We start from the raw sequence: 11,594 nt of genomic DNA, 5'->3' as shown, positions 1-11,594 counted from the left end.
CATCGTCCGAAAACGTGCTACCACATCGCCAATCGAGTAGTTGCGGACATGCCCCATGTGGAGTTTTCCCGACGGATAGGGGAACATCTCAAGCACATAATACTTTGGCTTCGTGTCATCCATCTCCGTGTGGCAGCTGCGCTCTGTCTCCCAGATGTTCTGCCATTTCGCCTCAATCTCCTGCGGGCAATATCTCTCCACTATACTCCTGCTCCTCCCAGTATTCGACTGACAAATCATACGGCTATACTATCAATAGTTTTGATATATTATACATGAAATATGCGGAATACGTCAATCATTATTCCGATTTACATACATACTTTTAGGACCTTTATCCCGATTTTATATTTCCCCCAATACATCTAAGGGAATGTCGATGAATTCAGCACATCAACGGTTTCTTTATGTCTTTTGACACGCATTGATTGCCCGCACCTTGGCGCATTGCTCAGGGGTAAGGGCGAGCTTGCCGCGATCGAGGGAGAGGAGTCCCTCTGCACGGAGGCGGTCAACGCTGCGGTTGACCGTCTTTAGGCTCGTGCCAATGGCATCGGCAATGTCCTGTCGGCGCATGGGGAACCGCACGGCGACATCGCATTCGGGCAGGTTCTTTTCCAGGTAGGCGAGGAGGCGCGATTGAACCGTCATGTATTTGATCTGACCGTATTCGTCCGAGATGGGCCAGGATTTTCGTGCGATCATGCAGGCAACGGAAAACGCTGCTGCCGCGTCGTGCTGGAGCCATGAGCCAAACGCGTCGATACTGATGGCGAGCAGATCGCATACCGTCTCTGCCTCACACGTTGCGGCATAGTACGGCGTACCTGCAAGTGCCTCGTACTCGCCGAGGAATGTGGGCGGGTCGGCGATGGCAAACACATACCGATCGCCGCTTGAGAACTCGTTGATGATGCGCACGCGTCCTGCGAGGAGGATGTAGACCGTGTCGGCATGCGTCCCCTTGCAGCGGATGATCTCGTCGGGCTGGAATGTGAGCGGCCGCGCAACGCGCAGCAGGTGTGGCGGTATCTCGGGGAACGACGGTAACAGCATGGTGACTCTCCTCTCAGTGCAGTCTCTTTCTATTTTAGCGAAAAAAAAGCGCGCTGAAAAGTCACATGTCCTTTTTTTTCGTTTGGCATATTTAGTATAATCAAAAAAGAAAGGGGAGTGCGGTATGCGTTCGGACAACGTGCAGAGCAAGCGCGTGGAGGTGATGGCTGGGCTGACATCGTTCTTTGCCATCTCGTACATCATCATCGTCAACCCGTTGATTCTTGCAGACGGCGGAATCCCGGCGGAGCTGAGCGTGTTCGCAACGATATTCGCCTCGGCGGTCGGATGTCTGCTGATGGCACTCTGGGCGGATGCGCCGATCATCTTGACCCCCGGCATGGGGATCAATGCGTTCTTCACATATACCGTCGTGACGAACATGGGGTTCCGTTGGCAGGAGGCGCTTGCCATCTCGCTCGTCTCGGCGCTCATCTTCTTCGCGTTGGCGGTGACGCGCGCGGGCAGGGTTCTGGCGGACGCTGTGCCGAAATCGCTGAAATACGCAGTGACGGCGGGCATCGGGTTGTTCCTCGTGGAGATCGGACTGGAGAAGGCAGAGCTGATTCGTGCCGGCGAGAACTCGATCCTCGCGCTCGGCGATCTGCAAAATCCGTCTGCGCAGCTCGCACTCCTCGGTCTCGTGTTGAGCCTGCTGTTCTACCAGCAGCGGGTGAAGGGCGGTTTTTTCATCGCCATCCTCATTGTGACGGTCATCGCCAATGTGTTCGACCTCGTCCACGCGAATACGATTGAGATTGATATGACGCGGCTCGGCGAGTACGGTGCACTGCTCTTTGTAGAGGATTTCTCCTCCGTGCTGACGATTTCGTTCTGGCTTGCGGTATTCTCGATGACGATGATCCTCGTCTTTGAGTCCATCGGATTGCTCGAAGGGCTGCTGCCCGATACGGAGAAGTTCCGCAACGCGTTCCGCGCCTCGTCTCTGACAGCGGTGCTGTCCTCGGTGCTCGGGACGAGCCCGACGGTTGCTGCCGCAGAGAGTGCGGCGGGCATTGTCGAAGGAGGGCGGAGCGGGCTGACGGCACTCGTCGGCGGCGCACTGTTCCTGCTCACGCTCGTATTCATCCCGCTGCTCGCCTACGTTCCGCAGGCGGCTGTTGCGCCGGTCATCATCATCACAGGGGCTCTGATGATGCAGCAGCTCGAAAACATCCACTTTCAGGATTTCTCAGAGTGGTTCCCTGCATTCCTCATCATCGTGCTCATCCCGCTGACAAACAGCATCTCGACGGGTTTGGCGTTCGGTTTCGCCGCGCACCCGATGATTTGCCGCAAGCAGCCGCTTCGCGCAAGCGGGCACTTTGCGCGCAATTTAGACTACGCAGGCGGCGGCAAAGCAATTATAAGCAGCTATACAGCGGAATTTGCGCAAAGCCTCGCCGCGAGCTTTATTTCAGCACCTTGCCTAAAATCCCAGCACCTTTGCCGACGGCGCTGCCGCGAAGCGCGCTTTCTTTTTCCCTCATCACCGCAAATAGCCCGTCCAGCGTCTTTTGCGTGATGTAATCGTTCAAATCCTCGCCCTGCTTAGGCAGATACTCGCTCGCGCCCAGCCCGCGCGCGATGCTTTGCACCGCTTCATTACCCGCGATCTTGTTTTGCGCGAAGGAATTTAGCCCGTTATACGCCGTCGCGAAGCTGTTTTTGCTCATCATATCGCTTACGATCGGTCTGAAAACCGCCCGTAGCTTCGCGCCCGATTTGCTCTGTAAATACTCGCTAAGCGCCGTGTCGCCGCCGCCGATGAGCTTTTTAACGTCGGCATCGCTCATAGATTTCAGATCTTGCAAAAATATCTTTGATGCGCCGCTCACCGCCTTGGTAGCGGCATCGTTCATACTCACGACGAGCTCGCGTTCCCATTTATCGCCGCCCACCTTTCTCGCAAGCTTTGCAGCGGCCTTCAGCGAAGGAGGAAGCTCGATTTTAGCGGTCTTGCTGTGGATATAGCCCTTGGCGAGCTCGGCTACGGCGCGGTTCGTAGCCGAGGCAAGCAGGTCTTTGTAGTTTCCGCTCTGAGTCGCACCGAGCACGTCTGCGCCCTGCTTCAGGATATCCGTAACGTCCGCATGCGCGAACGACAGCGCCGCAGCGGCGAGTAAAACCATAAATTTTTTCATATTGCAACCTTTGGATAAAATTTGCGCCATTATGCCAAACTGCGGTAAACGCTCAGCCCGTGTTCGGTCTAAATTTACGCGCTGCGCGGGCGAGCTAAGATAAAATTTAGGCTAAATTTAAAGCGCCTTCGAGTTAAATTTTAAACGTCAAATTTCAAAGCTAAATTTAACGGGCAAAATTTAAAGATAAAATTTGGCAGCGGACTTTGCGCGCTTACGTTTAAATTTAAAATCGGCGCTATGACGACTTAAAATTTTAAAAACTGCATTGCGCCTGAGTGCCATTTAAAATTTACAGCGCGCATGATATCAACGCAAGCCGCACAGAGCGAATTATGTCGAGAAGCGCACATACCCTCAGCGCAAACGATTGAAATTTTATCAAAGCAGCCAAAAAGCTCTTCGTAAATTTAAAGAGTTTAAATTTAAAAGCGAGCTGCGGCTTTCGGCACGATAAGCAGGCCTAAACCAGCCCTTGATCCAGCATCGCGTCGGCTACGCGGCGAAAGCCCGCGATATTCGAGCCCAGCACGAGATTGCCCTCCGCGCCGAATTCCTTCGAGGTCTCGTAGCTGGTGCGAAATATGTGACGCATGATCTCGCGCAGCTTGCCGTCGACCTGCTCGAAGCTCCACGACGCCATCTGCGCGTTTTGCGCCATCTCAAGCCCGCTCGTAGCCACGCCGCCCGCATTCGCCGCTTTCGCAGGACCGAAAAGAAAGTCTTTTTGTGAGAGCATAAAATCGATCGCCTCAAGCGTGCTGGGCATATTCGCGCCCTCGCAAACCATGCGGCATCCGTTGGCGTAAAGGGTTCGCGCATCGTCCAGATTAAGCTCGTTTTGCGTAGCGCTCGGAAATGCCGCGTCGCACGGCACGCTCCACACGCCGTTGCGGCCTACGGGATAGGCGCTTGCGGGGGTAAATTTTGCGCCGGGACGCTCTTTGGCATATTCGCAAAGCCCTACGCGCAGCTGCTCTTTTAGCTTTTTAAGAAGCATTACGTCAATTCCCTCGGCATCATAGATAAAGCCCGTGGAATCGCTTACCGTAACGGGCTTAGCCTGCATTTGATAGAGCTTTTCGGCGGTGTAGATCGCGACGTTGCCGGCGCCCGAGATCGTGCAAATTTTGCCGTGCAGCGAATCGCCCCTGGTAGAGAGCATCTCGTTTGCGAAATACACCGAGCCGTAGCCCGTAGCCTCGGTGCGCGCAAGACTACCGCCCCAGCTTAACCCCTTGCCCGTAAGCGCGCCGTCGAATCTGCGGGTGAGTTTTTTATACGCGCCGTACATATAGCCGATCTCGCGGCCGCCCACGCCGATGTCGCCCGCGGGCACGTCGGTATTGGAGCTGATTAGGCGGTGAAGTTCTAACATAAAAGCTTGACAAAATCTCATAATCTCGCCGTCGCTCTTGCCCTTGGGATCGAAATTTGCGCCCCCTTTTGCGCCGCCGATATTAAGACCCGTGAGGGAATTTTTAAAAATTTGCTCAAACCCTAAGAATTTCAAAACGCCTAAATTTACGCTCGGATGAAAGCGCAGTCCGCCTTTGTAAGGCCCTAAAGCGGAGTTGAACTCTATGCGGTATCCTGTATGCACGCAGGGCTCGCCGCCGTCGCTCATATAGACGACGCGAAACATCATCGTGCGCTCGGGCGCTAAAATGCGCTCTAAAATTTTGTTTTTCACATATCGCTCGTCGCGCTTTAGAAGCGGTATGAGCGAGTATAAAATCTCGGTCGATGCTTGGATAAAGACCTCCTGGCCGGGATTGGCGCGCTTTAAATTTAGCAGCAAGCCGTCGATGTAAGATTTCATAGTTCCTCCTTTTGAACCGGATTAAATTTTAATTTTTTGGCTTTAGCGATAAATTTTTTCAGCGCCAGCTCCTCGCGAACGCCGATCTCATAGCCTATAAATTTCAGATAATTTAAAATTTCACGCTCTTTTATGTCACGCGAAAAGGCGTAGCTTTGCAGGATATATCTTGGAATTTTAATGCGCGATCGTAAAAATTTCGTCGCCAGGCGCGAGTAAGCCTTATCGTTTTTCACGCAGCACAGCCGCCCAAAAACAAAGGGCAAGCCCGTGCGCTGCTGCCAAATTTCGCCCAAATCGTAGAATTTATCCTTGCCCTGCAAAAGCAGCGCCTTTAGAGCATTATCGCCGATTAGCACCTCGCCGCTAAGATCCAGCACGCGAGCTAGCATATTTGAGCTCATCGACGCAGGATCGAGTCTGGGCGCCGAGTTTTTGCGCACGAGTACGCTTAAAACCTCGCGCTTTGCGACGATTCCAAGAGGCAGTCTGCGGTATTTTGCGCGGCGGCTTTCGATGCTGGAGATTACCGCGGCATCTATGCGCCTATAATAAAGATCGGCGCAGAGTTTGCTCGGCACCCCTTTTTTAAATTCTATCGATTTTTTAACATAAGACGGCAGCGGAAGGGATTTTAAAAATACGTGAAAAGGGAGCAAATTTAGATAATCGATTTTGCCTAATAACATAACTTTCTCCGAATTTAGCGCAGAAAAAAGGGCTAAATTCCGGCGCTAAATCGGAATTTAACCAAAAAATTTTAAAGTTTATTTGACCTCGGTGATCGGGATGGATTTGTATTTGCTAAACTCCACTATGCCCTCACCTTTTTTGAAGTGGATGCTCACTCCGTCTTTGTTATCCATATAGATGCCGTCGGCGGCGCGGTCGCGCTTAAGATCGTAGCTTTTGCCGCTATCGTCCTTTAATACGGCGGTATTGAAATCGTCGTTTGAACTAAGCGAAAGTTTTTTGCCCTGCTCATCGACGAAATAGAAGGTCTTTGCGTTCTCTTGAGTTATGGTTTTTTCGCTCTGTGCTTGCTTATTCATAGCGCTATCCGGGGATTGGCGGAGCTGGTTTGAGCCGCATCCTAGCAAAACTAACGCCAAAGCGGCACACGATAGAACTTTAAACATATTTCTCCTTTAAATTTAGGTTACACTCGTTGATGAGTGATTTTCGGATATCCCAAAGCTTTTGAGAGAGATCCACTTTGTAGCTTTGCGGATGGACATTGCGAAGGTGCTCGAGCCAAAATTTACTCTTCTGCTCCTTGCTAAAACGCGCGATCTCGCTTACCGTGCGGCGCACGCCTACGAATTTGCCCTCCTTAAAAACGGGACGCAAGAGCTTATGCGCGCTGAAATTCGTTAAAATTTTACGCTTGTAGGTGTAAAGAGGGTGAAAAATTTCAAGTGGCGCACTCTCGTCTATACTCTCTCCCTCAAGCGCGATCAGATCGGCAAGCGCCATGCCGTTGTCTTTATCGTAGAGCCTAAAGACCTGTTTGTAGCCTGGATTATTGATCTTGCGCGGATCGTTTGAAATTTTGATCTTAGCCACGATCTCGCCATCTTTTTCGATACCGCTTAGCTTATACACGCCGCCTAGGCTCGAACTGTCTCCGCCGGTAATAAGCCTCGTACCGATCCCCCAGCTATCGATTTTAGCATCGAAAAGTTTGAGTTGATCGATCGCGTATTCGTCCAGGTCGTTGGATGCGGTGATCTTTGCGTCATTAAAGCCCGCCGCATCGAGCATCTTGCGCGCCTGTTTGGTTAGATACTCCAGATCGCCCGAATCGATGCGGATTCCAAGCGGCTTATGACCGCTTGCGCGCAGCTCCTCAAAAACCTTGATCGCATTCGGCACGCCGCTTGCGAGAGTATCGTAGGTATCGACGAGCAGAAGCGCGCTGTTTGGATAAATTTTAGCGTAAGCGCGAAACGCCTCCAGCTCACTATCAAAGCTCTGAATCCACGAGTGCGAGTGGGTGCCGATCGCAGGGACGTCGAATTTCTTTGCGGCAAGCACATTTGACGTGGCACTGCAACCGCCTATAATCGCAGCCTTTGCGCCGTAGATACCAGCACTTTGCCCCTGAGCGCGACGCAAGCCAAACTCCATCACCGAATCACCTTTGGCGCTAAAGTTTATACGCGAGCTCTTCGTGGCGATGAGGGTTTGGAAATTTATCGTATTTAGGATCGCTGTCTCGATGAGCTGCGCCTCCATAATGTTTGCCTTGACGCGGATCAGCGGCTCGTGCGGAAATACGATCTGCCCCTCATCCATTGCGTAAATTTCGCCGCTAAATTTAAAGCCTCTTAAAAATTCCAAAAATTCCGGCTTAAAGAAATTTAGACTTTTTAGATACGCGATATCGTCATCGCTAAATTTAAGATTTTCGATATAATCCACGACCTCGCTTAGGCCGCAAAATATCGCATAACCGCCGCCGCTTGGGTTTTTGCGATAAAAAACGTCAAAAACCGCCGTCTGATCGGGCTTTGTAAAAAAATAGCCCTGCATCATGCTAAGCTGATAAAAATCGGTAAGTAAAGCCAAATCTTTCATTTACGCCTCTTAAATTTAATCTCGCCTCGCGCAGGAGCAAGGAATCATAGCTTTTTAGCTTCTAGGCTCTTTTTATAAGCCGCAATGTCAAACTCTTTGATGCGAGCAACGCCGTCGTCCACCGCAGCTTTTGCGACCGCCGTCGAGATCACGGCAAATACGCGTGGATCGAAAGGATTTGGGATCACGTAGTCTTTGCCGAATTTTAAATTATCCTTGCCCAGCATCTTGCGGATTTCTGCAGGAACTTCTTCGCGAGCAAGATCCGCCATCGCGCGAGCGGCCGCAATTTTCATATTTTCGGTAATCTTTTTGGCTCTTACGTCAAGCGCGCCGCGGAAGATATACGGAAAGCCCAAAACGTTATTGATCTGATTTGCAAAGTCGCTTCTGCCTGTGCCTACGATCGCGTCGCTTCTTACTTCCTCGACCTCGCTCGGATAAATTTCCGGTACCGGATTTGCAAGCGCAAAAATGATTGGATGCGGCGCCATAGTCTTTACCATCTCTTTGGTTAAAACGCCCGGCTTGCTAAGACCCAAAAACATATCGGCTCCGTTAATCGCATCTTCTAGCGTGCGATCTGCGGTATCTAGGGCAAATTCTTTCTTTTGCTCGGTAAGATCGGTGCGACCCTTGTGGATCACCCCTTTGGAATCGAGCATTATGATGTGTTTGGCGCCTAAATTACGATACATCTTTGCACACGCTATGCCAGCAGCGCCCGAGCCGCTTACGACGATCTTCATATCCTCGATTTTTTTGCCGCTGATAAGGGCTGCATTGATTAGCCCTGCGCCCGTAATCATAGCGGTGCCATGTTGATCGTCGTGCATGACGGGGATATCGACGGCTTTTTGCAGCTCGCGCTCTATCTCGAAGCACTCGGGAGCTTTGATATCCTCTAAATTTATACCGCCGAACGTAGGCGCAAGCGCTTTGCAAATTTCAATTATCTTTTTAGGATCTTTTTCGTCGATCTCGATATCGAAAGCATCGACACCGCCGAATTTTTTAAACAAAACCGCCTTGCCCTCCATTACGGGCTTTCCGGCGATTGCGCCGATATCACCAAGCCCCAAAACCGCTGTGCCGTTAGTGATAACGGCTACGAGATTAGCCTTATTCGTGTATTTAAACGCAGCCTCGTGATCACCTTCGATCACCTTGCAAGGCTCCGCGACGCCCGGCGTATATGCAAGCGCCAAATCCTCCGCCGTAGCGCACGGGGTTTTTACATTCGTTCCGATTTTACCACCTATGTGGTACTTCAAAGCCGCTTCAACGTTTACTTTAGCCATTTTATAATCCTTTTTTGATTAAATTTGAAATTCTCGTTTTAACTTCGTCTCTCCCTAAAATTTCACAAATTTCAAAAATCGACGGACTTACGCTGCCTCCCGTGATCGCGACGCGCAGCGGCTGGGCAAGATCCTTTAGCTTGGCGCCGTTTACGTCCAAAAACTCCATCGTCCTTTCCTCGCACTCCTTTGCATTTAAATTTGCGCTTAGAGTATCCGAAAATTTTGCGAGTAAGCTTAGCGAACTTTCGGTTACAAATTTCTTATACGCCTTCTCGTCGTAGCAGCTCGGGCGATTTAGAAGAACCTTAATGCCCTCGGCCATCTCCACTAGCGTCTTTGCGCGCTGTTTGTACTGCTGCGCGATGAGATGTTTTTTCGCATGCGAACGGATATCGACGCCGAATTCCACAAGCTGCAAGACAAGCTCATCGTCGTCAGAGTTTTTAATATAATGCGCGTTTAACCACTCGAGCTTGGTTTGGTTGAAGGTGCTACAGCTCTTGCTGATATGGTTAGGATCAAAGTATCGCTTCATCTCCTCCATGCTAAAAATTTCATCATCCCCGTGACTCCAGCCCAGGCGCACTAAGAAATTTAGCAGAGCTTGGGGCAGATAGCCCATGCGCTTGTACTCCATCACGTCGGTAGCGCCGTGACGCTTACTTAGCTTGCTGCCGTCGGTGCCGTTAATCATCGCGACGTGGTAAAATTTTGGGATTTTAAAGCCTAGCGCGTTATACAGCACGATCTGCTTCGGGGTGTTGCTTAGATGATCGTCGCCGCGGATCACGTCCGTGACGCCCATCAGCGCGTCGTCGATCACGACCGTAAAGTTATACGTAGGCGTGCCGTCGCTTCTAGCGATGATGAAATCGTCCAAAATATCGGCGGCATTAAATTTTATCTCGCCCTTGATGCCGTCGTTAAATTCTATCGTGCCGCTAAGCGGGGATTTGATGCGGATTACGGGCTCGATCCCAGCAGGCGGCGTGCCGGTAAAGTCGCGATAGCGGTTATCGTAGCGCGGACGCTCTTTGCGAGCTTCCTGCTGCGCGCGCAGCTCATCCAGCTCATCCTTGCTCATATAGCATCTGTATGCCTTGCCCTCATCTAGCAGCTTTTGGACGTATTGTTTGTAAAGATCAAAGCGCGAGCTTTGATACACGATCTGCCCATCATAGTCCAAATCACACCACTTAAAGGCTTCCTCGATCGCCTGCGCGGCCTCCTGCGAATTGCGCTTCAGATCAGTGTCCTCAATACGCAGCAGGAATTTGCCGCCGTTTGCCCTAGCGTAAAGATAACTAAAAAGCGCCGTTCTAAGTCCGCCGATATGTAAATATCCCGTAGGACTCGGCGCAAAACGAGTTACTATCATAAAATTCCTTTGCAAAAATTACCATTTAATGTTATAATCGCGATCTTGTAATTATAAAGCAAAAAGACTAAATAAAGGTTAAAAATGATAAAGAAACTGCTTTTTTCCGCAATGATCTGTGCTGTTTGTGCAAATGCCGAAGTAGTAAACGGCGTCATCGCCGTGGTAGATAATGAGCCCATCACCGGCTACGAACTAGCCAAAGTTCAGAAGCTAACGGGCGCTTCGCCGCAAGCTGCGATGGAAATTTTAATCGGGCAAAAGCTGCAACAATCCGAGATTAAACGCCGCGGCATCGCGGTAAATGACGCGGAGATCGACGTGAGGCTCAAAGCGATCGCCGATCAAAATAAGCTTAGCTTAGACCAACTCAAAACCGCTGTGCAAAAGCAAGGCATGAACTACGATGACTTTAAAGCAAATGTCCGCCGCACACTGCTTGAAGAAAAGCTCTACGGCTCGATATTCGCAGACGTACAGCACCGCACGACCCCTGAAAATGTCAAAAAATTTTACAGCCAAAATAGTTCATTATTCACGACTTTCGATAGCATCACGCTCACCCGCTATATCGCAAAATCACAAGCTCCGCTCGATAAGATCCGCGCAAATCCGAAGCTCCGCCCAAGCGACGTGTATGTGATGAAAGGAACCCTCAAGGCCAATCAAATGGACGAGGGGCTCAAATATATCGTCACGAACGTCGAGCAGGGCAAATTTTCGCCGATCATTCCTACGCGCAACGGATATGAGATGTTTTACGTAAACGACAAAAAAGGACTTCGTACGCTTGATTTTGATAGCGTGCAAGACAAGGCGATCGAAGGCTACGTGACCTCCGAGCGCAAAAAGGCGGTCACTGAGTTCAACGACAGGCTCCGCTCAAATGCCAATATCCGCATTATCGAGCGCCCGCAGGCAAAATCGCAAGGCGCAAAAACCGCTCCAAAAGTTAAAGTGCAAAAAAGGCAGTAAATTTTAAAATCCGATGCCGTGTTAAATTTAATCGGAATTTTAAGATATGCTATCGCGAGAAAATATAAATTAGCAGCCTTAATGGCATTCAGTTTTAATAAGAATTCTAAAAACGTGAAATTTAGTTCAAATTTTAAAGGTGCCTAGCGATAATAATCAGTGATTTTACCGAGTTTGTAAGTAAATGACGGTATAATTTGTTGAGATTTTAAAACTTTTAGAAAAATCTTTAATTACCAAGATTTATATAAATTTCTATATCCGATATCTACTTCAATACCGGCGTTTTCTTCGGAAAGATGATTTTCTTGGATGCACGGCCAAACGACGGGCAT

11 protein-coding genes are annotated in these 11,594 nt (G+C 50.1%); 2 read left to right on the top strand and 9 right to left on the bottom strand.

What is annotated here, in order from left to right:
• Positions 1-201, bottom strand: a 201-nt coding sequence (locus Q0620_RS08730; protein ID WP_298784550.1) for a class I tRNA ligase family protein, incomplete at its 3' end; no start/stop codon positions are given.
• A gap of 204 nt (positions 202-405) precedes the next feature.
• Positions 406-1,056 (bottom strand): Crp/Fnr family transcriptional regulator, encoded by a 651-nt coding sequence (locus Q0620_RS08725; RefSeq protein WP_298784548.1) that lies wholly within the window; start codon positions 1,054-1,056, stop codon positions 406-408.
• 124 nt (positions 1,057-1,180) lie between these two features.
• Here Q0620_RS08725 and Q0620_RS08720 point away from each other — a divergent pair, with 124 nt between their 5' ends.
• Positions 1,181-2,581 (top strand): NCS2 family permease, encoded by a 1,401-nt coding sequence (locus tag Q0620_RS08720; protein ID WP_298784545.1) that lies wholly within the window; start codon positions 1,181-1,183, stop codon positions 2,579-2,581.
• On the opposite strand, the gene Q0620_RS08715 is transcribed toward Q0620_RS08720, so the two are convergent.
• The 7 genes from Q0620_RS08715 to gltX form a co-directional block, all read right to left on the bottom strand.
• On the bottom strand, positions 2,469-3,200 hold the full coding sequence (locus Q0620_RS08715) for a DUF4197 domain-containing protein (protein WP_298784543.1): 732 nt from the start codon (positions 3,198-3,200) through the stop codon (positions 2,469-2,471). The two genes, Q0620_RS08720 and Q0620_RS08715, sit on opposite strands and share 113 nt — an antisense overlap.
• Positions 3,201-3,663: 463 nt before the next feature.
• Positions 3,664-5,022 (bottom strand): NADP-specific glutamate dehydrogenase, encoded by a 1,359-nt coding sequence (gene gdhA, locus Q0620_RS08710; protein ID WP_298784541.1) that lies wholly within the window; start codon positions 5,020-5,022, stop codon positions 3,664-3,666.
• Positions 5,019-5,711, bottom strand: a complete 693-nt coding sequence (locus Q0620_RS08705; protein ID WP_298784539.1) for an MqnA/MqnD/SBP family protein — start codon at positions 5,709-5,711, stop codon at positions 5,019-5,021. The genes gdhA and Q0620_RS08705 overlap by 4 nt, the downstream gene beginning before the upstream one ends.
• Positions 5,712-5,789: 78 nt before the next feature.
• Positions 5,790-6,161 (bottom strand): hypothetical protein, encoded by a 372-nt coding sequence (locus tag Q0620_RS08700; RefSeq protein ID WP_298784537.1) that lies wholly within the window; start codon positions 6,159-6,161, stop codon positions 5,790-5,792.
• Positions 6,154-7,602 (bottom strand): nicotinate phosphoribosyltransferase, encoded by a 1,449-nt coding sequence (locus tag Q0620_RS08695; protein ID WP_298784535.1) that lies wholly within the window; start codon positions 7,600-7,602, stop codon positions 6,154-6,156. The genes Q0620_RS08700 and Q0620_RS08695 overlap by 8 nt, the downstream gene beginning before the upstream one ends.
• 44 nt (positions 7,603-7,646) lie before the next feature.
• Positions 7,647-8,903 carry a malic enzyme-like NAD(P)-binding protein gene (locus Q0620_RS08690; protein WP_298784531.1) on the bottom strand — a complete coding sequence of 419 codons (1,257 nt, stop codon included), beginning with the start codon at positions 8,901-8,903 and terminating at the stop codon, positions 7,647-7,649.
• A 1-nt stretch (position 8,904) separates the two neighbouring features.
• The gene (gltX, locus tag Q0620_RS08685; protein WP_298784528.1) at positions 8,905-10,284 is read right to left on the bottom strand and encodes a glutamate--tRNA ligase; all 1,380 of its coding nucleotides are present in this window, start codon (positions 10,282-10,284) and stop codon (positions 8,905-8,907) included.
• 84 nt (positions 10,285-10,368) lie between these two features.
• On the opposite strand from gltX, the gene Q0620_RS08680 reads away from it, so the two are divergent.
• Complete coding sequence (locus Q0620_RS08680) at positions 10,369-11,259, top strand: peptidylprolyl isomerase (RefSeq protein WP_298784526.1); 891 nt, start codon at positions 10,369-10,371, stop codon at positions 11,257-11,259.
• The last annotated feature ends 335 nt before the right edge of the window (positions 11,260-11,594 follow it).

This window comes from uncultured Campylobacter sp. (assembly GCF_938017615.1).
GTDB lineage: Bacteria > Campylobacterota > Campylobacteria > Campylobacterales > Campylobacteraceae > Campylobacter_B.
The sequence above is the reverse complement of the archived record's forward strand: the minus strand, read 5'-3'. Positions and strand labels throughout refer to the sequence as shown.